The organism is Pedobacter sp. ISL-64 (genome assembly GCF_018613605.1).
Taxonomy (GTDB): Bacteria; Bacteroidota; Bacteroidia; order Sphingobacteriales; family Sphingobacteriaceae; genus Pedobacter.
In genome coordinates this window covers 1-22,987 of the sequence record NZ_JAGGPU010000004.1, presented here as the reverse complement: position 1 = coordinate 22,987, position 22,987 = coordinate 1, and the positions used below count along the sequence as shown (strand labels likewise).

General features: G+C 38.0%; 22 protein-coding genes. 10 read left to right on the top strand and 12 right to left on the bottom strand.

Annotated features, from left to right (window positions below; all coding sequences use genetic code 11):
* Positions 1 to 7 precede the first annotated feature (7 nt).
* From J7E57_RS04805 to J7E57_RS04790, 5 genes are all read right to left on the bottom strand, one after another.
* Positions 8 to 865, bottom strand: coding sequence for an EboA domain-containing protein (locus J7E57_RS04805; protein WP_215131797.1), 858 nt, complete (start codon positions 863 to 865; stop codon positions 8 to 10).
* 16 nt (positions 866 to 881) lie between these two features.
* Positions 882 to 1,262: a transmembrane 220 family protein gene (locus J7E57_RS04800; RefSeq protein WP_215131795.1), complete on the bottom strand. Its 381-nt coding sequence runs from the start codon at positions 1,260 to 1,262 to the stop codon at positions 882 to 884.
* A 211-nt stretch (positions 1,263 to 1,473) separates the two neighbouring features.
* Complete coding sequence (locus tag J7E57_RS04795; protein ID WP_317196523.1) at positions 1,474 to 2,067, bottom strand: alpha/beta hydrolase; 594 nt, start codon at positions 2,065 to 2,067, stop codon at positions 1,474 to 1,476.
* Entirely contained in the window at positions 2,042 to 2,386 is a 345-nt protein-coding gene (locus J7E57_RS27080) for a hypothetical protein (protein WP_251029804.1), read from the bottom strand. The genes J7E57_RS04795 and J7E57_RS27080 overlap by 26 nt, the downstream gene beginning before the upstream one ends.
* A gap of 67 nt (positions 2,387 to 2,453) precedes the next feature.
* The gene (locus J7E57_RS04790; RefSeq protein ID WP_215131793.1) at positions 2,454 to 3,365 is read right to left on the bottom strand and encodes a helix-turn-helix domain-containing protein; all 912 of its coding nucleotides are present in this window, start codon (positions 3,363 to 3,365) and stop codon (positions 2,454 to 2,456) included.
* Positions 3,366 to 3,570: 205 nt separating this feature from the next.
* On the opposite strand from J7E57_RS04790, the gene J7E57_RS04785 reads away from it, so the two are divergent.
* Positions 3,571 to 3,999: a hypothetical protein gene (locus tag J7E57_RS04785; RefSeq protein ID WP_215131791.1), complete on the top strand. Its 429-nt coding sequence runs from the start codon at positions 3,571 to 3,573 to the stop codon at positions 3,997 to 3,999.
* Positions 4,000 to 4,147: 148 nt separating this feature from the next.
* Positions 4,148 to 4,933, top strand: a complete 786-nt coding sequence (locus tag J7E57_RS04780) for a hypothetical protein (protein ID WP_215131789.1) — start codon at positions 4,148 to 4,150, stop codon at positions 4,931 to 4,933.
* 39 nt (positions 4,934 to 4,972) lie between these two features.
* Here J7E57_RS04780 and J7E57_RS04775 read toward each other — a convergent pair whose 3' ends face one another.
* Complete coding sequence (locus tag J7E57_RS04775; RefSeq protein WP_215131787.1) at positions 4,973 to 5,839, bottom strand: LysR family transcriptional regulator; 867 nt, start codon at positions 5,837 to 5,839, stop codon at positions 4,973 to 4,975.
* A 72-nt stretch (positions 5,840 to 5,911) separates the two neighbouring features.
* On the opposite strand from J7E57_RS04775, the gene J7E57_RS04770 reads away from it, so the two are divergent.
* Both J7E57_RS04770 and J7E57_RS04765 read left to right on the top strand, forming a co-directional pair.
* Positions 5,912 to 6,457 (top strand): GNAT family N-acetyltransferase, encoded by a 546-nt coding sequence (locus J7E57_RS04770; RefSeq protein ID WP_215131785.1) that lies wholly within the window; start codon positions 5,912 to 5,914, stop codon positions 6,455 to 6,457.
* Positions 6,457 to 7,359, top strand: coding sequence for a DMT family transporter (locus J7E57_RS04765; protein ID WP_215131783.1), 903 nt, complete (start codon positions 6,457 to 6,459; stop codon positions 7,357 to 7,359). The genes J7E57_RS04770 and J7E57_RS04765 overlap by 1 nt, the downstream gene beginning before the upstream one ends.
* A 502-nt stretch (positions 7,360 to 7,861) precedes the next feature.
* On the opposite strand, the gene J7E57_RS04760 is transcribed toward J7E57_RS04765, so the two are convergent.
* From J7E57_RS04760 to J7E57_RS04750, 3 genes are all read right to left on the bottom strand, one after another.
* Positions 7,862 to 8,611: a hypothetical protein gene (locus tag J7E57_RS04760; protein ID WP_215131781.1), complete on the bottom strand. Its 750-nt coding sequence runs from the start codon at positions 8,609 to 8,611 to the stop codon at positions 7,862 to 7,864.
* Between the two features lie 98 nt (positions 8,612 to 8,709).
* A complete protein-coding gene (locus tag J7E57_RS04755; RefSeq protein ID WP_215131779.1) occupies positions 8,710 to 9,576 on the bottom strand; it encodes a helix-turn-helix domain-containing protein in 867 nt (288 codons plus the stop codon).
* A 120-nt stretch (positions 9,577 to 9,696) separates the two neighbouring features.
* The gene (locus J7E57_RS04750) at positions 9,697 to 10,605 is read right to left on the bottom strand and encodes an alpha/beta fold hydrolase (RefSeq protein WP_215131777.1); all 909 of its coding nucleotides are present in this window, start codon (positions 10,603 to 10,605) and stop codon (positions 9,697 to 9,699) included.
* Positions 10,606 to 10,952: 347 nt separating this feature from the next.
* On the opposite strand from J7E57_RS04750, the gene J7E57_RS04745 reads away from it, so the two are divergent.
* On the top strand, positions 10,953 to 11,747 hold the full coding sequence (locus J7E57_RS04745; protein ID WP_215131775.1) for an SDR family oxidoreductase: 795 nt from the start codon (positions 10,953 to 10,955) through the stop codon (positions 11,745 to 11,747).
* 97 nt (positions 11,748 to 11,844) lie between these two features.
* On the opposite strand, the gene J7E57_RS04740 is transcribed toward J7E57_RS04745, so the two are convergent.
* Entirely contained in the window at positions 11,845 to 12,210 is a 366-nt protein-coding gene (locus tag J7E57_RS04740; protein WP_215131773.1) for a winged helix-turn-helix transcriptional regulator, read from the bottom strand.
* Between the two features lie 138 nt (positions 12,211 to 12,348).
* On the opposite strand from J7E57_RS04740, the gene J7E57_RS04735 reads away from it, so the two are divergent.
* The 4 genes from J7E57_RS04735 (at position 12,349) to J7E57_RS04720 (ending at position 17,125) form a co-directional block, all read left to right on the top strand.
* Positions 12,349 to 12,672 carry a nuclear transport factor 2 family protein gene (locus J7E57_RS04735; RefSeq protein WP_215131771.1) on the top strand — a complete coding sequence of 108 codons (324 nt, stop codon included), beginning with the start codon at positions 12,349 to 12,351 and terminating at the stop codon, positions 12,670 to 12,672.
* A 225-nt stretch (positions 12,673 to 12,897) separates the two neighbouring features.
* Complete coding sequence (locus J7E57_RS04730) at positions 12,898 to 14,034, top strand: helix-turn-helix domain-containing protein (RefSeq protein ID WP_215131768.1); 1,137 nt, start codon at positions 12,898 to 12,900, stop codon at positions 14,032 to 14,034.
* Positions 14,035 to 14,129: 95 nt separating this feature from the next.
* Positions 14,130 to 15,626, top strand: coding sequence for a serine hydrolase domain-containing protein (locus J7E57_RS04725; protein WP_215131766.1), 1,497 nt, complete (start codon positions 14,130 to 14,132; stop codon positions 15,624 to 15,626).
* Positions 15,627 to 15,631: 5 nt separating this feature from the next.
* Complete coding sequence (locus tag J7E57_RS04720) at positions 15,632 to 17,125, top strand: serine hydrolase (RefSeq protein WP_215131765.1); 1,494 nt, start codon at positions 15,632 to 15,634, stop codon at positions 17,123 to 17,125.
* A gap of 336 nt (positions 17,126 to 17,461) precedes the next feature.
* On the opposite strand, the gene J7E57_RS04715 is transcribed toward J7E57_RS04720, so the two are convergent.
* Together J7E57_RS04715 and J7E57_RS04710 are read right to left on the bottom strand one after the other, a co-directional pair.
* Positions 17,462 to 18,169, bottom strand: a complete 708-nt coding sequence (locus J7E57_RS04715) for a hypothetical protein (RefSeq protein WP_215131763.1) — start codon at positions 18,167 to 18,169, stop codon at positions 17,462 to 17,464.
* Complete coding sequence (locus tag J7E57_RS04710) at positions 18,169 to 21,843, bottom strand: T9SS type A sorting domain-containing protein (protein WP_215131761.1); 3,675 nt, start codon at positions 21,841 to 21,843, stop codon at positions 18,169 to 18,171. The genes J7E57_RS04715 and J7E57_RS04710 overlap by 1 nt, the downstream gene beginning before the upstream one ends.
* Positions 21,844 to 22,707: 864 nt before the next feature.
* Here J7E57_RS04710 and J7E57_RS04705 point away from each other — a divergent pair.
* A partial coding sequence (locus J7E57_RS04705; RefSeq protein WP_215131759.1) for a hypothetical protein occupies positions 22,708 to 22,987 on the top strand: 280 nt, incomplete at its 3' end.

Genomic DNA, 22,987 nt, shown 5'->3' with positions numbered 1-22,987 from the left:
CTAATGGTTAAAATGAATCCCAGTTTAAGCCTCCTTCTGTAAGGGCCAACTTAAGTTCAGGAAAAGTGTTAATATAATCTTTTGCCGGCTGATAATCGGACTGTGCGATAGCAAGCGCAATGGCGCGTTGTTCAATTTGGTCGTAATGCTGTAAACCGATTTTAAGGGTCTCAAAAATCTCGGCATTGATAAATTTACCAACCAGGCGCCAAAGCTGTGGGTTTACCTTTCGTTTGGCAGCCCAACGTTCCTTTGCATAATCAATCAAAGTTAATGCAAGTTCTAAATTGGCACGTTTATCTAAACCGATAATGAGCTTAATATTTTTTTCAGTAAAAAAAGCTTTCAGCACCAATTGGTTCCAGGCGGCTTCATCCAGATTTTCTGAAGGATAGGGATTGTTTTCCATTATCGCTTCCAAAACGGACCCGATATTGCTCCTAATCCCTTCAGCACACCGTTTTACCCAAATTTCAGAATGAGCTAAAAACGGCAAAGCCGAATACAAAGCCACCGCCTCATTCATTTCTGCCGACAGGAATAACCGATCGATAGTTGCGTAGCGTTTATCCTGGTCTATTGAATTTAAAGTGCTCAGCAACCAAACGCGACAAAGCCTATCTATTGTCCAGTGACTAATATAACTGATTCCAGCCTCTTCTATTAAAACCTTTTGCTCTTCGTTAAGTTGAATTAGCGATTTTCCGGTTTTGCGCGGCACCATCACAAATGCCTGACTGATTTTATTGCTTTGATCAGCTGATTGTGTTATACTTTCCAACCAATTTTGGCCATCCGCACCTACATTGCTTTTTACAATAGCTGATAAAGCTTTTTGGATAGCCATCCTATCATCACCTTTCATAAAGTATCTAAATCTATTAGCTGGCAATACCCGCCGAAACAAAATAATTGATCAACAAAGCCCCCGCAATAATCAACAGACCAAAAAATTCTCTCGTTTGTTCGATATATGGTTTGGTTGCCTGCATACTTTCAACAAGGCTTGGCCGCTTATATTTCATAATCCAATCTCTTACACCATCTTTTGCAAAAAATAGGATAGCAGCATAAATTAAATAGAAAGCAGTTAAAAACAGATAAGCGAAAGGATAAAATTTACCCGCCGCTGCCAATCCGCAGCATATTGCGGCACTTAAATAGATAGACACCCAAAGAAAGGCATCGTTATCATTTAAATTTACATAGGCGAAGCCTAAAAACGAGATGCAAAAAATAATGTTAAGAATAATTAAAAGCATTTTAAATTATTTGGTTTAAAACAAACTAAATCGATTTCCCGATTTTTTTTTCATTGAAAAACAAAGTTATTTAAACTGAATGCTTTTTTTGCTTAAAAATTGTAAATTATATACTGCTATAAAAGTTTTTTTTGATTAAAAGTGGCGTTGGCATAACATCCAGAAACAGCTGATTTTGAATGATGGAAGCTAAATTTTCACACCAGGTTCTTTATCGGTCAGTAGATCCAAAGCCGTTTTTTATCATCCATTCGTGACAACCTACAAACCAGCTATCTTTATTTTCAACATCATAAATACCAAAACCATGCCCCCCTGTCTGCAGAATATGCATCTCAGCTTTAACCCTGGCTTTGAGTAGTGCATCGAAAAACTGCAGACTATTTTTCACAGGGATTACATCATCATCAGCCGCATGAACCAAAAAAGTCGGTGGCGTAATATCACTAACAGACTTATTGGTGCTATATAAACTTAACGCTTCTGCTGTAGGTTTTTTTCCGATTAAATTTTCTCTGGTGCGGGGTATATCCGGATCATAAATGATAACGGGATAAAGTAAAATCATAAAATCGGGTCTGAGTGATATATTCTCTTTATTCGCTATCACCACCCTGTTTAACTGTGTACCTGCTGTTGAAACTAAATGCCCACCTGCCGATAGCCCCATCATTCCTATCTTATTTGGATTTATATTCCATTCGCCTGCTCTTCTGCGTACCGTTTTAATAGCGGTTTGTGCATCCTGCAACGGACCAATCGTTTTGTCGTTCATAATGCTATCGCTGGGTAAACGATACTTCACAACAAAAGCAGCAACCCCCCAGCGCGCTGAATGCCTTAGCAATTTCAATGCATTTTTTAGGGGCAAGAACAAAATAACCACCACCGGGAAAAATGATTACAGCAGTTCCATTGGCTTTATTTTTATCAGGAAAATAGGCCTGCATGGTAGGGATACTTACATTTTTAATCAGGCTATTGCTGTCGGTTTCTTCAATGTAATCGGCAGGGGTTCTCTTTGCATTTGGTACCTGCCCTTGATAAAGTGGGATAGTAAAATCCTGGGCGCAACAAAATGAGGAAGATAAAATTAAAAAGAAAAAAATAAAGGCTCGTTTCAAGGGAGTTGGGTTTAATTGCTTAAAATTAAGCCCGCTTTAACAATAAACATGTGCAGAAATGCGCTATTTATGCCTGTGTTTTTCTGAACATCAAAGGCTGAAACCCATAAGCTGATTTAAAGGCCCTGCAAAAAGCACTCGCGTTTTCGAATCCACAAGCCCAGGTTATTTCATGAATGGGTTTATCTGTATTTTTAAGCAAATCAACAGCCTGTTTAAGTTTTATCTGAATCAGGTATTGATGTGGCGTAACCTTAAATACAGATTTAAACTGCCTGATGAGCTGAGGGACTGATAAACAAGCAATACTACCCAGTAATTTTAAGTCGGGCTTCTCCATAAAAGTTGAATGAAGAAAATCCTTCGCGATACACAGACGCCTGTAAATTTCGATTTTTGAGCTTGGCTTTATGGCCGAAACGCCTGCAATTTTTTCCGTATCGGATTTAAGTGTCTTGATCAGATAGCTAAGTAAAAAAAGCAGCTGTTCTTCAGCACCATCGTCATAACCATTATTTTCGAGGCCTGAAATAAGCCTTGCCAGTTGCAACTGTAATTCAGGATCAATATCATTCAACGTCTGAAAAAACTCTGGTTGTTCATTATTCTTATAAAATGGATTATCCAATAATTCCACTTCACTTTTTAAAGTATCCTGAAACACCTGCGCGGCAAAATCTTTTTGAAAAAAAACCGATAATCCCCTTACCTTATCCATGGTATCAATTTTACAGGAATAATTTTGTTCATCGTTGAGGATCAGGAACTGCCCGGGCCGAATTGCCAGCTTACGTTTATTGATACCATACCACTCCTCTCCTTTTAATATCGTTTTGAAAGAAAGACATCCCACATGATCATCACAAAAGCTATAACTGCTAACGGTATTAAAAACAACATTTTGCATTTTAAACCTTCTAAAATGAAGATCCTCATCAAAATCAGGCCTGGAATGATCTGGCAATGAAGTTAAATACATCTGCTGATAATATTTTTGCGATTAAGATTAACACAAGATAATAACTGTTGCATTAAAACGATCATTTTTTGAGCAAATTATTGTTGTAAAACATTTTCAGTTTCTTTTCAGGCGAATGCTATAATTGAGCATTTCTGCACATACTTAGAAAAACATACATGATAATTTTGAGCAGTTTAAAACAGAAATATTAAAAAATCAATCTATGAAATCAATTAGTAAAAATTTATCATTGTTGTTCTTTACATTAACATTAACCCTCGTATTTTCCTGCAAGGGCAAAGATAAAGATGTTCCGTCAAATAATTCGGATGAAGCTGCCGCAAATAGAATCGTAGGCACCTATAAAGGGACAGTGGATATCACTTCAACCGAATATTTTAATGCAATTATCCAGGTTACAAAAGAGAATGGCAACAAAGTAAAGGTTACAGCAAAATCTGGTGAGCCTTATTCCAATGTAACACCAAAAATTTTCACCATAAAAGCAATACAGGGTTCAAATGATGCCGAGGCGATCGGGGCTCCAGAAGGAACATTGGTATACGACCACGCGGCAAAAAATATCGCTATTGTTACCTTGCCAACCGCATCGGGCGACATTTCATTTAATTTCAGCGGTACAAAACAGTAAAATGATATTTAAAGCCCCTCAGCCGCTCAATTTATTGATAAAAGCATATCGATTATTGACATATTCATTAAAACAGCCAGTTTATAACAGTAATCTGGCTGTTTTATCTATACCTTTTATATATTTACATACACCTTAAGCTTAACCAATGCACCTAAATATCATTACAATAAAATCGCTTAACCAGGCTGTAATAAAAAAAATTATCCGTTTATTTCTCCTCTGTGCAATTCCACTATTTAGTTATGGCCAGGAAATTATCATTCCCAAAAAGAAACTGGTAGATAAAAAGTGGATTAAAGGTCAAACTTATCGAATGAACTGGTCAATGCTTAAAGATACAACCAGGATTATAATAGGCATTGTAAATACTAAAGTTATGGTGTTGGATAATGAGGTACAAGTAATTACAGAAGTAAAACTAAATGGACAAGCCTCCTCATGGATAGATTCTACAATTGTAAATAAATCAGATCTTTCGCCAATCTATCACTCCAGCTACAATGCACAGCGTGATATGGTGATCCACTTTGATCAAGAGATTAAGGGCTTTTATCGGGATAAAATAACCCAAAAAACTACAGCAATAAACGAAAAGTTACAATCAAACTATTTCGACAGCAATTTTTACCCCACACTCATTAATTGGCTTCCTTTAAAAACAGATTATAAAGCCGACATTAATATTTATGATTACAGTCCTAAAACGATGGGCGGGATTGTGAAGGTACACCTACTCGGTGTAAAAGAAGGGAGATATCTTACCACCAAATCAGGGGAAAGAAAGGTATGGATCGTGGAGTTAACTGATGATATTGGTGGTGGTACAGGTGCAAAAAGCATTTACCAGATCGATCAAATAACCAGACAGCTTTATAAACAGGAAATAAGCATAGGTAGTCGTAAAATGGAGATGATCTTGTTGGAAGAATAATGTGTTAACGATAAAAGCCCAGCACCATTGGCATTATCTCTAATGATCAAAAACAAGCTTTAAAATATTCGCAAGCACAGGATTATGGTCATCGGCACGCCAATTAATCAATATATCGGTTTTAAAAGGCAAGGGAATAAACCGTAAGCCAGGACTTTGATGGTGCATATAAGAATCAGGCAAAATCGCGATTCCCAATCCCTTGCGTACGAGTGCAATAATTGTAGATCCAAATTCGGAATGTAGAAATACATCAGGAACAAAATCGTAAGATTTGAAAAGTGCCTGAATAATCTCACTATAGCTACTTCCCTCATCCTTGGTAGGCAGGATAAACTTCTGCACTTTAAGGCTTTCTGTAGATAAATCCTCGAATCTTTTAAAAGAATGTGCCAACGGAACCACCAGAGCGAGGTGATCGGAATATATTTTTTTTGATTTAATACTCTGCTCGCTGGTAATATCCCTCGTAATGGCCAGATCAATTTTATAGTTCTTTAGAAAATCCAGCTGATTTTCATATAAAACCTGTACCAACTTAATTTGAAGCTGTGGAAACGCCTGCGTTATCTTAGCCAAAATATCGGGCATGATAGAAGCTGATATAGAATCAGGATGTGCAATGGTAATGGTTCCGCGCTCACCTAAATGGATCTGTTTTGCAAACTGATGGATATATTCGAGTTCACTTAACTCGACTTCCCATTTTTCTTTTAAGAATTTACCCGCTGGAGTGAGCTTCACGTTACGTTTATTACGTTCGAAAAGCTGCAGACCCAATTCATTTTCGAGCGACTGAATTTGGCGGGTGAGGGCTGACTGCGTGATATTTACCTTTTCTGCCGTTTTCCAATAATGAAGCTGTTCTGCCAGGGCCAGAAAATATTTGATTCGCTGAAGATCCATTAATGCAAAATACGCATTAATAAATGAAAAAATAGCATTTTATTACATTTAAAGAGTTGTTACATTCGTGCCATGGAGCAGATCATAATCGAAAGGGCAACACTAGCTGATATCAACAAATTACAGGAGATTGGGAGAACAACATTTTCCGAAGCTTTTGCAGCGGTAAACAGTGAGGAAAATATGAAAGAGTACCTCGAAAAAGGCTTTTCTGAAGAAAAACTGAAAGGGGAACTGAGCAATCAAGATTCTCAGTTTTATTTTGCACAGCTTGATGGAAAAGTTATTGGCTATTTAAAGATCAACACCGGGCAAGCACAAACCGAAAAACTAAATCCTGATGCACTTGAAATTGAGCGGATTTACCTTTTGAAAGCATTTTACGGTCAAAAAGTTGGCCAGCTACTGTATCAAAAAGTCATTGATATTGCGCTTGAAATGCAAGCCAGTTATGTATGGCTGGGCGTATGGGAAGAAAATTACAGGGCATTAAGATTTTACGAAAAAAATGGTTTTACACCTTTCGGCAAACATAAGTTTTGGCTTGGAGATGATGAGCAAACCGATTTGATGATGAAAAAAGTATTGCTTAACGATAATGAATTAAAAGTATCCTAATGGAAAAAAGAAACCTCTTTTTGATTTTATTGATACTGGGTACCGCGTTCTGGGGAATTTCATTTTCTGTTACCAAGCTTGCTATCGGACAGCATCAGCCTGTTCTGTTTTTGTTCTACCGTTTTTTACTCGCCACAATGGTTCTATCGGTTATTTTTTGGAAACACGTAAAGAAACTCGATTCGACAGCTATTAAAACAGGCGCGAGTTTAGCTATTCCGCTAGTACTTGGCATTTATTTGCAAACACTGGGTATTACACATACATCAGCATCGCAATGTTCATTTGTAGCCGGAATAACCGTTGTAATGATTCCGGTGATTAAACTTTTTATTTATCGAAAATCTGCAGCACTAAAAATATGGATTGCGGCATTTACAGCGCTAATTGGACTTTTTGTAATATCGGTTACCGACAAATTCAGTATCGGAACCGGCGATTTATACACCATTATCGGTGCTTTTTGCTTTGCCATATATTTAATCCAGATTGAAAAAGAATCGATGGCAGGTGATATTATCCCTACCATTGTGCCTATGTTTGCCACTTGTGCTTTATTAACATTTCTATTAACGTTTATTCAGGGAAACGCCACCTGGATTCCGCAGCAGGAAATATTTTGGATTGGAATTATTTTTTGCGCACTATTCTCAACAGCATATATGTACACCATATCGAATATTTCGCAAAAGTACATTAGCGCCGAAAGGGTATCCATCATCTATCTTTTCGAACCCATTTTCGGAGCTTTCGCGGCACACTTTATTTTGGGAGAAGAAATTACATCAAGGTTATTGATTGGAGGTGGAATGATATTTTTGGCAACGCTGATCTCCGAACTTAAGTGGAAAATGCCAAATCCATTTGCAATGCTAAAGGTATCGAAGGAGAAAAAATGTTAGGCTTAGTTTTAAACCATTGGCTTATCATTCCCGCGCATGCGAATTGTGTAGCCACAATTCCATTCATCCAGCACCATTCTGGTTAAAACGGGCACTACGATTGCTCAGCAAAGCTAATCTTAAAGCTTAATATACGCGCATTGCGTTTCTATTGCATTACGATTGCCAGTCAAGCTGGCAATGACGTACAGTAATAATGATACTGCAAAAGGTGTGTCTACACAATAGGCATGCGCACAATGTCTAAGTTCGGCATTTGGCAAAAGCTAAAATAATTTAGCCACAGATAGGAAGGATGCACACAGATATGAAAATCCGTGTTTATCTGTGTGCATCTGTGGTTAAAAACGCTTAACTTAACGTTTGAGCATGCACGGGAGCGGTACCTGATTTTAGAAATCTGTTATTGCTAGCTGATAGATATACCTCAATGAAAATATTTTTTAGTTAGCTGCAACTTTAACCGCATCATTCTGCAGCCATTAAGTAATATTTATTGCCTTTACAACCCTTCTGCAACCGGTTCCGGATTTAGAACAAACTGTTTGTTCTTTATATTAAAATTCACGTTAAGGTACCCGCCAACCCTGCCGATCTGATTGGAAATCAGAAAATTATTGTCTTTCCCTGTGGTAATGTTATCGTAAATGATGGTCATGACATTTCCTGTGGGCGTTTCAATATGTTCAAAATTAAATGTCTGAAAGATTTTATTAGTTTCCTTATTGATGATTTTTAATTCGCGCATGTGTGCTTCGGTAGATTTGCTCTTTTTAGCATAAGCACCGATAAAATAGTAATTCTTCAGAGATGGAAACTGAAGGATCTGGATATTATCGAAGGCTTCATCTGAGCGATCACTGAGCCTGTTTACAAGCCGGAGGTTTACTTTCAGTTTATTTTTACCACGGCTCCAGGTACCTGTGAGTTGCTGAGGTGAAAAATTAAGATGAAAAGTGGCAGAAACCCTGTCATTAACCCCAATTTCATAAATTTTAACCTCTTGGGTACTTTGGTTAAAAACGCCCTCAAGCCTGATAGGATGATTAAGTTTATCGTATTTATAGACCCCAATAACGTTATAGTGTTTTTTTGCAGTTTCACCAAAATAGCCTTCTTTTATCTGAAAAGATAAAGTAACCGGATACCTATCGATTAAACCTGTGTAATTGTAAGTATTGTACCAACCTGCAAAGGTTTTCACCGATGTCAAAATAAGGGTAGCCACCAATACAATAAGCTTAGTTTTCATGTTTAATTCTTTGATTTTTTTCTTTTAGCGCTGATGTGATGCCTAACAAAAGTGCTCTATTTTTACTCGATGACATAAAAAATCATTGAAGATTAAGTTTATTTTAGTTCATGTATACTTAGGTATTTAGACCTAAAACCAGATGGAGGTTCACCTGTCTTGATAAAAAACAATCTGCTGAAATAGGCGGGATCGTCATAACCCAGTGAATAGGCAATCTCCTTTGCCGTTCTGTCTGTATGTACAAGCAATCTTTTTGCCTCCAGGATAATCCTGTTTTTAATGATCTCGTTCGGCTGAGGAAGCTTAAGCCGCTTGAACCTATGCGTGAGGGTTTTGGGGGCTATCACCAGCAGATCGGCGTAATCGGCAACATTATGCTTTTCTTTAAAGTTCGCTTCGACTAATTGGGTAAACTTCCTAAAAAACTCAAGATCATTGTTCGGTCGGGCGGCCATCACCCCATCCAGGTGTTGTACCTTCCATAATCGGGTAGACTTGATCAAAAGCTGTTTAAGATAAGTCCTGATCATTTCTTCCAGCGATCCATCCTTCAGTTCAAATTCATCCTCGATCCTGGAAAACAGGTACTCAATAAATGTAGCATCCTGTTGGGGTATCACCGTCATTGGCATATTATTGATGTTATTGAACAGGAGTCCATCGCAGGCAACTTCTTCATCATGCAACTGTATACAATAGAAATCGCGGTTATAGAAGACCAGACGACCTGATTGCTCACCAAGTTTTTCAATGCTGAGTACCTGATTTGGACTGATAAAGAACAGTGTTGGACCAGTAGTGTGGTAAACGTTGAAGTCCACCTTTATTTCAAATCCTTCATTAAGATAAAGCACCTTGATATAGGATTTGTATACTTCAGAATTGATGGCCTCAATACTTTCTAAATCAACATTTATCATGCCGATGGTTTTAAGGTTTACATCAAAAATGCTTTGTTTCATGAAAGGATTAATAAAATGGATTAAAAAATAAAATTACCATTATTGGTGACGATTTCAATATTTGGTTAAAGCAAAAATTACTTGCGGGCATTTAAACCTGCAAGTAATCTTATCTTATAATTATCTTTTGGCAAACTGCTCAAGCTCTGAGTTGAATTTATCCATCTCTTCTACGAAAAGTGCGTGTCCGCTATTCTCGAATTTCACGATGTATGAGTTTTTTAAGCCTTTATGCAATTGCTCAGCCAAGGCAAAATCAATCAATTGATCTTTTGTACCCTGAAATATGGCTACGGGGATGGTTATGTTCTTAAGCACCGGACGCAAATCAAGATCACCAAGGGCGCTGATAGATTCGGTAACTACATACGGACTTGCTGATAAGTTAATATTTTCAAGCCATTTCTCTGTATTTTTTTGAAGTGTGGTACCTTTGGCCGCAAATGCTGCACCTAATCCACCTATCAGATCTTCCCTGTTGGTCATGGTTTGTTTGATCAGTGCTGCAGCACCTTCCTCAGATATTCCGTAACTGTAATCTGAACGTTGTTTCCATGATGGGGCAGCTGCCGCAAATAGTGCCAATTTGCTCACATGTGCAGATTTATACTTATTTACATAATGGATGGTAACGGCACCGCCCATAGAAAAACCACCCAATACAGCATTTTCTATTTTCAAGGTATGGAGAACAGCATAAATATCATCAGAAAAAACATCGAAATTGTACTTTCCATAAGGTTTATCAGATTTACCGAAACCACGTAATGAAATGCCGATTACCCTGAAACCTTTCCTTACCAGATACTGATATTGATATTGGTACATTTCATCGCTAAGTGGCCATCCGTGAATCAATACAATGGGTTGGCCTTCGCCAAGATCGGTTACGTGAAGTTTTACACCTGGCTCAACTTCGATATATTCCGACCTTCCGGCTGAAGCTGGGACTCTTTTGCTTTGTGAAAAAGCGAATTGGCTTGTTAATAAAGTGATGATTAGACTTGCGGTTAAGATTAGATTTTTCATTGTTATTTTTTTAAATTAATGTTTGAAATATTTGTTGTTTGTTGACAATACAAAGATGGGGAGAACGCCAGGCCCGGGGAATGGATAAACAGACAACAATCTTGTACATTTTTCCCTCAAATGAGATTTATGGCACTTATTCTAATCCATTACCAACGAATGATTGGATTTTTATCCTATTCCACATGGCATACTTAATAATACCAAAGCAAATATCCCGGGAACATTTAATTAAAGCAATTACGGAAATACCAATTGCATAGGGATAAATTTTACGCTATCTGAATCGTAATACCGTACTTGTAGGAAACTCTAGTATACCTGAATTTTGTATAAAAATATATACAATGGAAAGGGAATTTAATTTCAACAACGAACTATCTGGTAAGATTGCCCTGGTAACAGGCGGAACCAAAGGCACCGGAAAAGCAATTGCCGAAAGGCTGCTGGCAGCCGGCGCACAAGTAATCATTACTGCAAGAAACCCGCCTGAAGAGCCCAATGAAAAGCTGTATTTTATTTCGGCAGACCTGAGCAAGCCTACTGGAACAGCAAAAGTAGTAACAGCGGTATTATCAAAATTTGGCAGGCTTGATATCCTGATCAATAGCCTTGGTGGTTCAGAAACTCCGGCGGGTGGTTTTGCTAAATTAACCGATGAACACTGGGAAGAAACATTGCAAACCAATCTTTTAGCACCAGTAAGATTAGACAGGGCATTTTTGTCGCAAATGATTAGACAAAAAACAGGTGTGGTTATCCATATTGCATCTATTCAAGGCAAACTTCCATTATATGAAAGCACACTACCTTATGCGGCAGCAAAGGCCGGACTGATCAATTACAGCAAAGGACTTTCTAATGAAGTTGCTCCAAAAGGAATTCGGGTTTTAACGGTTTCTCCTGGCTGGATCATGACTGATGGCTCAAAGCGAATGATGGAACGCATATCGCAGAGCAAAGCAATTTCGATAGAACAGGCCACACAAAGTGTAATGGATGCGCTTGGAGGCATTCCATACGGCCGACCTGCCATGCCAGAAGATGTAGCAGAAATGGTTGGGTTTCTTGTTTCGCCAAGGGCAAGTTACCTTACCGGAACCGAATTTGTAATTGATGGAGGTACCATACCCACCGTTTAAAATTACAACAATACCAGCCTGGGTTGCATTTGGAATGAGTTTAAAATGCTGACCGAAATCAACCTGGGCATAATTTAGCTAATACTCACTCATAAAATCAGGCCAACTGCGGATATCCTTTCAGAATCACACGCTTCAAACTGTCCTGATACTCATCTCCCCAATTTCCAATAGCAGCGATCACCGGGATCAAGGTTTTGCCAAACTCAGTAAGCGAATACTCTACCTTTGGTGGCATCACCGGATAGATTGTTCTGATAACCAATTCATGGTCCTCAAGCTCCTTTAACTGAATATTGATTACCCTACGACTTGCATCTGGTATTTTGCGTTGCAGCTCGCTGGGGCGCAAATAACCCTCGTTAATAAACCACAACAACCGCATTTTCCATTTGCCATAAAGCACCTCTCCAACTAAATCGAGGCCACAGTTCAGATTGGGAAAAGTTTTTTTCTCATACATCTAACAAAGATACATGTAGGCCATTAATGAAACAATACGGATAAATTTTTCCCTATTCGAATCGTAATGCCCTACTTGTGCATCACGCTAGTACCACCGAAATTTGTACAACAATAAGTTAATCTAAAAATAAATATTATGAACTTACCAAAATTTATAACAGACCTAATTGAAGCGCAAAACAGCCATGATGCTGGGGCTTATTCCTCACTTTTCTCAGAAAACGCCGAAGTATTCGACGAAGGAAAGAACCATATTGGAAGAGCAGCAATTCAAAAATGGATTGAAAATTCAAACCAACAGTATCAAACTACCCTAAAGCCGATTAGTTATAAGGAAGATGAAAAGGGTTCGGTATTTACAGCTGAGATTTCGGGAATATTTCCAGGTAGCCCGGCCATTCTTAACTTTAACCTCGTTCTTCAGCAGGGTTTAATTCAATCGCTTAAGATTACCGGCTAACGCTAAACATCCAGGGCCTATAAAATCCTAGCAATGCTGCAATATTAGCTTTACATATTTTGCAGCATTGCTATTTTTTTGTTTTTAATGACAAGCTATTTTAGGACAAGACACTATTTAGTGTTTACAAAAATTAATTTATTATGGGGTCAAAGGCGGTCTTTAATTCATGCCGAATATATCAGTAATTTCAACTAAAAAAGTAATTTTAGCTTTTGTTTTAAAATGAATAAATATACTTTTCTAGAAATCACTGCTTTTATTGGGATTTTCGTAATACTATTTCTTGCCTTGTTTTTGCTTACCGTGAAAACGAAACACAAATTAGGAAACCAACTTTTTGCTTTTTTCCTTATCGCAAACGCCATAGATGCTTGTAAATATTTGATTCATCATATTCCTGAAAATCTCATCAACCTTGAAGCTTTTCGTTGGAGTATTGTCTATTTGGCTCCCGCATCGTTTTATCTCTATGTAATGTCAATTTGCTTTTCCAACTTCCGATTAAAAGCGAAACATTTACTGCACACTATTCCATTTATTGCTTACAACTTGAATTTAATTTCGGGTATATATTTTGAGACTACCGCCATGAAATTGCATTTTATAAAGGATATGAATCAAATGCCCATTACACATTTTTTTCAAATTCTTTTCGAATTGCTATTTCAATTTTATTTTGTTGCTTCATTTCTGATTATTAGAAATTCCAGAACTGTTTATCTTCAGAATTATACGAATCCAAATATTTCTCTAATTAATGCGCTTTACAAGATAACAATTGTATATTATCTCTTACATTTTTTAGTGCTTCTAAGATGGCTGGTTACTTTTACCATTGGTTTGGGAGAGGTCAGACAATGGATTGTAACCCTTGATGGGTTTACTTTTTTATTTTGTACTTGTTGGTATCTATTTATTGCATTAAACAATCCTGAATTTTTCAGAGGAGTGAATTCCCATCTGAAACCTATTACAGAAGTTGTTCCAAAACAAAAACCTAGTCTTCTGGTAGCAGAAGAAAAAAATAAGCAAATCGAATTCTTGAAAGATTTTATGGTGGAAAAAGAACCCTACTTGGATTCATCATTAACCATTCAGGATTTATCTAAGCAAGTAAAAATGCCAGTTAAAGATTTATCTACTTTGATTAACTTGTATATGGATAAACACTTTTTCGATTTCGTAAATGAATATAGAATTGAAAAAGCGATGCAAATCCTTAGAGATTCTACTCAAAAAGAACTGACTATTTTGGAAATCTTGTACCAGGTTGGTTTTAATTCCAAATCATCATTCAGCACTTCTTTTAAAAAGCACACAGGGAAAACACCTACAGATTTTAGAAAAAGTTCCTTTTAAGTATTGATTTTATTAAAAAATGAGTTCGACTTTTTTTAGTCGGTCGTACACTCAGGTATTCTGACGCATATTTGCATCAAAATATAAAATCAATTATGAAAAATTTTCTGTTTGCATTTTTTGTGCTTTTATCAATTAATACTTTTGCGCAAAAAACCATATCTAATTCAAATAAAGAAAAAGCTGAGAAAATAGACTTTATTATCGGTAAATACCACGATTACAATCTTTTTAACGGAAGTGCGCTGGTTATTCAAAATGGTAAAATTATACTGCAAAAAAATTATGGTAAAGCTGATATGGGTTGGAATATCAACGCAAGTTCTGATACTAAATTCAGAATTGGTTCTATAACGAAACAGTTTACGGCAATGCTGATTATGCAGTTAAAACAAGAAGGAAAAATCAAACTAGATGATAAAATAAGTGATTACTTGCCTTGGTTTAGTAAAACGGTAGAAAGTAAAATTACCATCCATCAATTGTTAACGCACACTTCTGGCTTGCCAAACTATACCGATTTTCCTGATTTTAAAACTAAAATGGTTTTCGAAAATTTGTCTGCGAAAGATTTTGCTATCAAATATTTTAAAGATAATCTGGGATTTGAGTCTGGAACTAAACAGAATTATTGTAATACTGGCTATTATTTGTTGGGATTAATTATTGAGGAAATCACCAAAAAACCTTATGAAGAAGTTCTCAAGGAAAAAATATTTGATGTCATTGGAATGAAAAATACAGGAATTGAAGATCCAAAAGAAATCATTTCAAATTATGCCCAAGGTTATGATTTTGATTACGACGGTTATCAAAAAACAGATTATATCAATATCAAAACGGCGGTATTTTCTGCTGGCGGAATGTACAGTACGGCAAATGATATGCGAAAATGGGATGATGCTTTGTACACGAATATTTTGTTAAATGAGGAGAACAAAAAAATATATTTTACGCCAAATTTAGGCAATTACGCTTACGGTTTGGTTGTTCAGAAACATCAGAATTTTTTAGGTTCAGGAAAAGATGTTACAACAATGGCACACAGCGGCGGAATCAATGGTTTTTCTTGCAATGTTGCCAGAATTCCGGAGGACAAAATTTATGTGATTTTGCTTGATAATACCAGAGCTGGTAAAAGAGGCGGACAATTGGAAGCTATTATTGATGATGTTTTCGGCATTTTATACAATACCAAAGTTGACTTGCCTAAGCCATTAATCATCTTCGAGGTTTATAAAAAAATGAAAGCAGAATCAGTAGAAAAAGGAATTATTTATTTAAAAGAACTGAAGAAAAATAAATTCGATGCTTATAATTTTAATGGTTTTGAAAATGAACTTAATAGATTGACGTACAAATTTATAGGCGAAGGAAAAACTGATGAAGCTTTAAAAATTATTAATTACGCAGTTTCAGAATTTCCAAATTCATCCAATATTTATGATACGCGGGGCGAGCTTTATTTCATTAAAAAAGATTATGACACTTCTAAAAGGGATTATCAGAAAACGCTTGAACTGAATCCTAATAACGATAATGCCAAAGAAATGCTTTCAAAAATCAATCAAATCCTGTCTCCAAAAAAATAATTAAAATGAAAAACCGATTTTTCTTATTATTACTAACTGTTTTATTTACAAATACGCTTTCTGCCCAGGAGTTAAATAATTTCTTTACCACACTTTTTAATACAAATCTTTTTAATGGGAGTGCTATAGTTTCAAAGTCAGGAAAAACTATTTTATCTAGCAATTATGGATTTTCCAATATCGAAAAGAGAAAAAAAATCACCAACCAATTTCAATTTCCGATTGCTTCCATCACAAAAACATTTACGTCAACAGCAATTTTGCAACTTCAACAAAAAGGAAAACTGAATATTAACGAGCCTGTTCAAAAATATCTGACCGATTTTCCTTATCCAAATATTACCATCAGACAGCTATTGAACAACACTTCTGGGTTAGCACAAGAGTATAATTTGTTTGATACGATCATCAAAGAACAACCCGAAAAAATCATATCTAATCAGGATATTATTCCGACCTTTATCCGTTTCAAAACACCACTTTCATTTCCGTCTGGAAGCAAATGGGAATACAACAATGTCAATTTTTGCCTTGCTGGATTGATTATCGAAAAAGTTTCTGGAATCAGTTATGCAAAATATTTGGAGAAAAACATCTTTAAACCTGCAAAAATGAAAAATTCATTTGTTCCGTTAGACAGAAAAATTAAAAGTCCAAATCAAGTAGAATTGTACACTTATCCGAACTTTTATTCAACAGAATTGACTAACACGAAAACTTTAAAGGACCCTTTTTTAATTTCCGACAAAAGTAATTTTTATGGACCCGGTGGGATTGTAAGTACGGCTTTAGATTTACAAAAATATCAAAAAGCATTATTCAATCATCAGATTTTGGGTAAAAAAGAATTGGAAGAAGCTTTGACGGCAACAAAACTAAATGATGGAAAAACTGTTTCTTATACTATTGATGGAAAAGAAATAAGTTATGGTTTAGGTTGGGAGATGTACACGGATGAAAGAGAAGGGAAAATTGTTTTTCACGATGGTTTTGTTACCGGATTGACGAGCATTTTGTTGCATAATATCACTAAAAATCAAAGTGTAATTTTGCTTTCTAATTCCGCCAGCTCCATTTTTCCAATTTCCAATGCTATTTTAAATTTAATTAATAGTAAACCTTACAATATTCCGGTTCAAAATCTTTCAAGAATCTATGGAAATTTAATTGAAGATGGAAATAAGGAAAAAGCCAATCAGTTGATTCAGGAATATTTGAAAAATCCGAATATTTATGAGGCTTCGGAAAGAGATTTTAACAGATTAGGTTATCAATTTCTTCGGCTTCAAAAATGTGAAAATGCTTTGCGGGTTTTCAATTCAGCGACTTTAATTTTCCCAAAGAGTTGGAATGTTTTTGATAGTTATGGTGAAGCTTTGCATCAATGTGGTAAAAAAGAAGAGGCGGTAAAAATGTATCAAAAATCGATTGACTTAAATCCTGAGAATGAAAATGGAAAACAAATGCTTTTGAAAATTGAAAAGGAAATCGGGAAGTAAAATCGAACTATTTTTTGTGCTGCTTTAGGTGTAAAAACGATTTAATTTTTCAGAAAAAAGGATATAAACTGAGGCCATAAGCAAAAAAGGTTCGGTAGAACAGAAGCTTTTAGCGTACCGATCAGCAAGAATAATTGAACATTTAAATTGCTTATTGAGCCTATAATTGAAGATTTGGAGCGAAAAGGGTTCATATAAATTGCAAGAAAAATTTTTTAGGTTTTTCATGAAGGAGACTTTGAGAAGACTATTTTAGAATAAAAAAATTGGTAAATGTAAAAATTAATGGTTTTGTTTTTTTAAAACGATACTTGAAATGATTGTCCGCCTGGTTTTTTAATAGATACCTATTTTAAAATAAAACAAGGTTGATGTAGAGCTGTTACCTGCATTATCTTTGGTAACTACCCGCCAGTAATAAGCTCCATTAACCGGGGTTGGTATGTCTGCAACGGTTGTTTCTTTTATTCCTGAGCGAAGCATGGCCGGTGAAGTTGTGGTTCCAAAATAAAGGTCGTATTTTAAGTCTGTGTCATCCACGTCAGCACCCTTCCAGGAAAGGTTTACTAATTTGGTATTCTGGACAAATACCTGCCCATAAATTGGGGCAATTGCATCTGCCGGAAACGGCGCATAGGATTGCAAACCTGGGCCTGAATTATAAAATTTCCAGATTTCACTTTGAGCGGTTTCCGCACCGGCGTTTGTTTTGGCAACAACCCACCAGGAGTAAGGAATTCCACGCCCCAGCGATATAGTGGTTTGGTTTACTGATACGTTTTTTTCATTTGTGGTGCCTTGGAGCAGGTCTTTCCAGTAAAGGGTGTAACTTTCCGCTTTTGGTACCATGTTCCACCCGAAACTTACTGTGGATTGTGTTAATGAAATAACTTGTCCGGTTGTACAAACCTCGTCTTGCCTCGGGAATACTAAAACAGGCTTATCAAAAGCTTCCTTAGGCTGATCTTCAGTCTTCTTTTTGCAACCACAACATAACATGCAGACCATAAGGGTTGTTAAGATTGAACTAGCTATTTTTTTCATTATCTTTTTACGATCTTAAATGTTTTTTCGTCCTTTTCGGTTTTAATCCTAAGTAGGTATATCCCTGGCACCATATCCCTCATATTGATTTGGCTGGTTACTGTTTGAGTAACTTTATCCTGATAGATGCATTGACCCGTGGTGTTGTAAATAAAGATTTTTTTCTCCGTGCCCGTATTTCCCAGGTTTAAGTAAAGTATATCCTGAACTGGGTTTGGATAGGCCATTAGGGTATTCGAGTTGATAATTTCACGCTCCCAGATACCCTGGCAATTTTTGTCAGAACTGATCGTGATCTTATTGGCCCCACTTTCCATTTGGAGTTCAAACTCATTTGCGCTTGTGGTAAAAAGTTTTCCATTGAGTTGGATATAATATCTGTCTGCACCGGCAAGCTGCAGGGTTAGTTTACTGGTATTTTCGGTTAACATACTAAATACAGATAGCTTTTCAGGCTCGGTCACCACCAGCGTAAAGCATTGCTTAAAGTCTTTCTCTCCTGACACCTGCAGGCAGAGTTCGTATGTGCCTGCAGCCAGCTGGTCAAAAGATACCTTATCGGTAAAGCTTTTTTCGGTTTTTATGCCCGCCAGGGTAAGCATGGCAGTATAATTCATGCTGTTTTTTGCAGTCAATGAGATGGAACCATCATTGGTTCCCCTGCAGCTGGCAGATGTTGCGCTTATGGTGAAATTATCTGCGGGTAGCGCAAAATCCACAGTTACAAATGCGGGAAGCGAGGTGTCTGTGAAACCATCTTTGGTGATTTTCACCGTGTAAGCACCAGCCTGGGAGGTCCTGTAAGTGGGTGAACTGCCTGATTGGACAATATCTATGTACCTATACCAAGTGTAGGTAAAACCTGGATATGCCGGGGTCTGTAGTAGCACGCTGTTCCCTTTGATCAGGCCGAGCGAAACATCCGGGGTTATTATGGGCCTTGGAACATAGGTAAAGCCGGGGATACTGATTTTTTGTGAACCTATTTCTGCCGTGACGTCACCCGTTGCGCCATCCCCTAATACAAGCACCACCTGACTGCTTGATTTGACAACAAATGATTTTACAGGTGTACCGCCAACGGATATCTTGGTCATTCCTATTAATCCGACTCCTTCGACAGTTATGCTGGCACCGCTTCCTGCCATGGGCGGATCAAAACTCAGCAGTTCTGGTTTAAACGGCTCCATCTTGTTTTGCAGGCCGTAAACGACCATATCCTGGTGTATACCAAACTCTGGCTCGAGTTCAGTTGAACCAACCAGAAATATCCGCCCGTCTGCCGCAATGCCCATATCGCCATTTTTATCCTGCATAACTGTGGCCCGTGAAACCCGAATGTCACCGTTGTTACCAAAGGTTCGGTCAATCGATCCATCGGGATTTAGTCTGCCAACATGCATATATCCGTAATCCAGTGCAATATCGCTGGTGTATTTCCCGGTACAATACAGAATTTTACCATCACTTTGTAAGGCTAACCTGCTTACCTGGCCGGCAACAGTTAACTTATTAACCAGTCCATCCTCGCCGAAATCCGGGTCTAATGCCCCGGTGGGCAGATATCTGACCATTTTGATCGTTGAGCTGGGGGCGTCGCAACCTGCGGCCAGGATCTTACCATCCTCCTGGAGGACTATCGCATGTCCAACAACATAATTGCCCGGCCATTGGGGTGTTACCATCCCGCCATTAAAACTTTTGTCCAGCTCGCCACTAGCGGTATACCTTACAATGGCGAAGTTATTAAATCCATAAAGGCCATAACTTCCTGCCAGTACGATCCTGTCTTGTTTATCAATCACCAGCCTGCAGGCCTTACTACGCTCCCCCCTCTGTCCATAGAATTGTGGGTCGATCAAAACACCGTCAGTGCCAAAGCTCTTGTCAAATGTACCATTGGTGTTAACCCTTCTTAACTGAAGCCTGCGGCTATCTAAAGTACCATAGCGTTCTGAAAGTCCGATGATAAGCTGACCATTTTTTTGAAAAGCCAAACCAAGGGGAAATCCTTCCCTGGAATCCTCGCTCAAGGGGATGTGCAGTTTGCCCCGACCGCCGAAAGCTATGTCGGGTTTACCATCGGGGGTAAACCTAAAAAGTGTTGGGCCAACCTTACCCCGGAAATAATCCTGTTCCGTGGTCATCACGTAGATATTTCCTGATCCGTCTTCGGCCATTTGAAGCTGGTTACCGTCGATAGATAAGTAAAAATCGTATAGCGTTTCATGGTTTTGCTCAAGGGAACCATGTACGCGACCTCCTTCACCAAAACTCTCGTCAAGCTTGCCATCTGCTTTTAATTTGGCGACAACCAGACTGATCCCTTCCCCATTTCTCACCAGGCCGGCAACATGCATCGATCCGTCGGGAGCGACGATAATTCCCTTTCCCAAACCATTTTTGGATTTACCCGTACCGGCGGCAATGGAGGAATTGATGCCTGTAGCAAAATTTGCTACCTGTTTTCCATCAATGGAAAACAGCCCGACTGCGGCCTGATACCTTCCTTCGGCATAATCAAATCCGGCCACTATTATACTCCCGTCTGGCCGCACAAAAGGTATTTCGGCCTCATGCCGTGTACCACTGAACAAAGTAGTGCTTTGCCCGGCAGCCCCGAATGTTGGAACAGGTTTGCCGTCGCTATCAAATTTGAGGACGGCGAATTGATTGACCTGCTGATCATTTCTTGCCGTTCCGGCGATATAAATTGCACCATCTTGATCAAAAACACATCTAAAGCCGTAAAACCTTGTCTTGTCCATGGGTATTTTTAACAAACCACTGGTACCCGTGTTATAAATTTTTCCACTGGCACTGAACTTAAAATAACTGCGCTGCTGATTGCTTCCATCGTCGAAGAGTATCCCGATGTTACCATCGTTGCTTTGAGCCAAGTTTACTTTCATAAAGTTTGAGGTACCAAGCCCTGAGAATAGTGTTACGCCCTTTTCCCCAAAGCTCTTATCCAGCGTCCCGTCGGGGTTTAAACAGGCCAAAAATTGCTGGTCTAAAGACCATCCATAATAACCTGTGGCCAAAATGTTCCCTTTGCTGCTTAGCGATAGTGCGCTCGTACGGAAGGAAGCATCCGATGGGTTAATTGCAGTAGTATATTTATTATCCCTGACTCCATCAGCCGAAAAACACATCAGGTTTTGACTACCTCCATGAGCGACGATTAGTTTTCCGTCGGGCAAAAGGACCATGTCTTTGAACTCGGCATCGATGTAAACAGTGCCACTTTGGCCATAAGTCTTGTCCCGCTGTCCGTCTTTTGTGTATCTGATTACATAGGAACGGCTGGTGCCGGTTTGGTAGGATTGGCCTGCTATTAAAAAACGGTTGTCAGCAAGTACAATAATTTTTACTGCCTTATCTGATCCGGACATATCTGCATAGGCTACTCCGCTTCCACCAAAATTTTTATCCACCGTACCATCTGCCAAGAACCTGGTTACATAGAAATCGTCAGTAGCATTAAAAGCCCCGCCGGCAACTAGTACTTTGCCATCAGACTGAACTGCGACTGCTCCTACGGAAAAATTGGGGTAACCAAGTTTTAGTTTAACTGTACCAGCATCACCAAAAGCAGTATCAAAAGACCCTGTTTGGGAATAGCCGTGGCAAAACAATAACATGCCCAGCAGTAGAAGGAGCGAAAATTTCATTTGAGTGGCGTTTGAAATGTGCATAAAAATAGAGATTATCCTGAAATACGCAAAGAAATTAATGAAATGACTTGCTTGCATAAATAAAGGATAGCTGGCAGGCGTTGGTCCTGGGCATTCTGGCAATGGTGGTTCTTTCCTTTATTTGGTGGGTTTTCCCAATAAACCTGGTTGTGATTCATTAAAATAGATGAATACTAACTTCCGCCGCGTCCGGACCAAAATAAAATCCTCGTTTTCAGAAGCATTAGTTTACGGTTAAGGTATATATTTCAATTTCCAGCTTCCCCTTGTTTTAGCGAAGGCCTTTTCTACATTTAAACGACGAACTCAAACAAAACATGTTTAACACTAGCGAATAACTCCTAGATGGCCCCGGTTGGAGCAGCTGGTTATCGATCTTAAAAACCTATGTGACGCTGAAATCAGCAACGGCAATAACTAAACAATGCTGAGACACTTTAAAACACCGATTTGGCAAAAAAACCGCACTTTAAAATATTCAAAGTGCGGTTGTACCGATCAGCAGGAATACTTTGAACATTTAAATCGCTTTTCTGTGATGAATAATATTCCTGATCGGGTTGTAGCTCCGCATTTCTTATATATCTGAAAGAGTTACTTGTTCGTTTGCCGCGACCGGGAATTAATTTAATAATTAAATTTTCTTTGTGGTTTGAGGTATTATTTCTAAATTGCTAATGCGAATTACTAATTAATATCATCATTCACTTAAACACAGAGCTAAAATCAATTAAATTTCTTTAACAATATTCCTGGTCGAGTGGTAGCCCCACATTTTCAATTTCTCTGTGAAGAGTTATTTGGTAGTTCGCAGCGACCAGGATACTTTATTTTACGGTTATGCGAACTACCAAAAGTAAAAACCAAAACACACAGCTCCCTGCTCAGGTTGCAGCTGAATCAGCCAACATTAATGTATTACCTGCAATTTGTGCGGTAAAGGCTACCTTACATCATATTGATGGCCATGTTTCAGAAATCATGATGACTTTGCCACGCTACACCGGATGGGCAGAATTTTTAGAGGATGGGCAAAATTCCATTCGGGAATATGTGTATCAGCTCACCAGGCATTGGATTCAAATTACCCTTCCTAGCTCAAGTCTCCTATGTTTACAAA

Coding starts and splice junctions, on each gene's coding strand:
- J7E57_RS04805 (WP_215131797.1), bottom strand. CDS start 865: ATGAAAGGTGATGATAGGATGGCTATCCAAAAAGCTTTATCAGCTATT.
- J7E57_RS04800 (WP_215131795.1), bottom strand. CDS start 1,262: ATGCTTTTAATTATTCTTAACATTATTTTTTGCATCTCGTTTTTAGGC.
- J7E57_RS04790 (WP_215131793.1), bottom strand. CDS start 3,365: ATGTATTTAACTTCATTGCCAGATCATTCCAGGCCTGATTTTGATGAG.
- J7E57_RS04785 (WP_215131791.1), top strand. CDS start 3,571: ATGAAATCAATTAGTAAAAATTTATCATTGTTGTTCTTTACATTAACA.
- J7E57_RS04780 (WP_215131789.1), top strand. CDS start 4,148: ATGCACCTAAATATCATTACAATAAAATCGCTTAACCAGGCTGTAATA.
- J7E57_RS04775 (WP_215131787.1), bottom strand. CDS start 5,839: ATGGATCTTCAGCGAATCAAATATTTTCTGGCCCTGGCAGAACAGCTT.
- J7E57_RS04770 (WP_215131785.1), top strand. CDS start 5,912: ATGGAGCAGATCATAATCGAAAGGGCAACACTAGCTGATATCAACAAA.
- J7E57_RS04765 (WP_215131783.1), top strand. CDS start 6,457: ATGGAAAAAAGAAACCTCTTTTTGATTTTATTGATACTGGGTACCGCG.
- J7E57_RS04760 (WP_215131781.1), bottom strand. CDS start 8,611: ATGAAAACTAAGCTTATTGTATTGGTGGCTACCCTTATTTTGACATCG.
- J7E57_RS04755 (WP_215131779.1), bottom strand. CDS start 9,576: ATGAAACAAAGCATTTTTGATGTAAACCTTAAAACCATCGGCATGATA.
- J7E57_RS04750 (WP_215131777.1), bottom strand. CDS start 10,605: ATGAAAAATCTAATCTTAACCGCAAGTCTAATCATCACTTTATTAACA.
- J7E57_RS04745 (WP_215131775.1), top strand. CDS start 10,953: ATGGAAAGGGAATTTAATTTCAACAACGAACTATCTGGTAAGATTGCC.
- J7E57_RS04740 (WP_215131773.1), bottom strand. CDS start 12,210: ATGTATGAGAAAAAAACTTTTCCCAATCTGAACTGTGGCCTCGATTTA.
- J7E57_RS04735 (WP_215131771.1), top strand. CDS start 12,349: ATGAACTTACCAAAATTTATAACAGACCTAATTGAAGCGCAAAACAGC.
- J7E57_RS04730 (WP_215131768.1), top strand. CDS start 12,898: ATGAATAAATATACTTTTCTAGAAATCACTGCTTTTATTGGGATTTTC.
- J7E57_RS04725 (WP_215131766.1), top strand. CDS start 14,130: ATGAAAAATTTTCTGTTTGCATTTTTTGTGCTTTTATCAATTAATACT.
- J7E57_RS04720 (WP_215131765.1), top strand. CDS start 15,632: ATGAAAAACCGATTTTTCTTATTATTACTAACTGTTTTATTTACAAAT.
- J7E57_RS04715 (WP_215131763.1), bottom strand. CDS start 18,169: ATGAAAAAAATAGCTAGTTCAATCTTAACAACCCTTATGGTCTGCATG.
- J7E57_RS04710 (WP_215131761.1), bottom strand. CDS start 21,843: ATGAAATTTTCGCTCCTTCTACTGCTGGGCATGTTATTGTTTTGCCAC.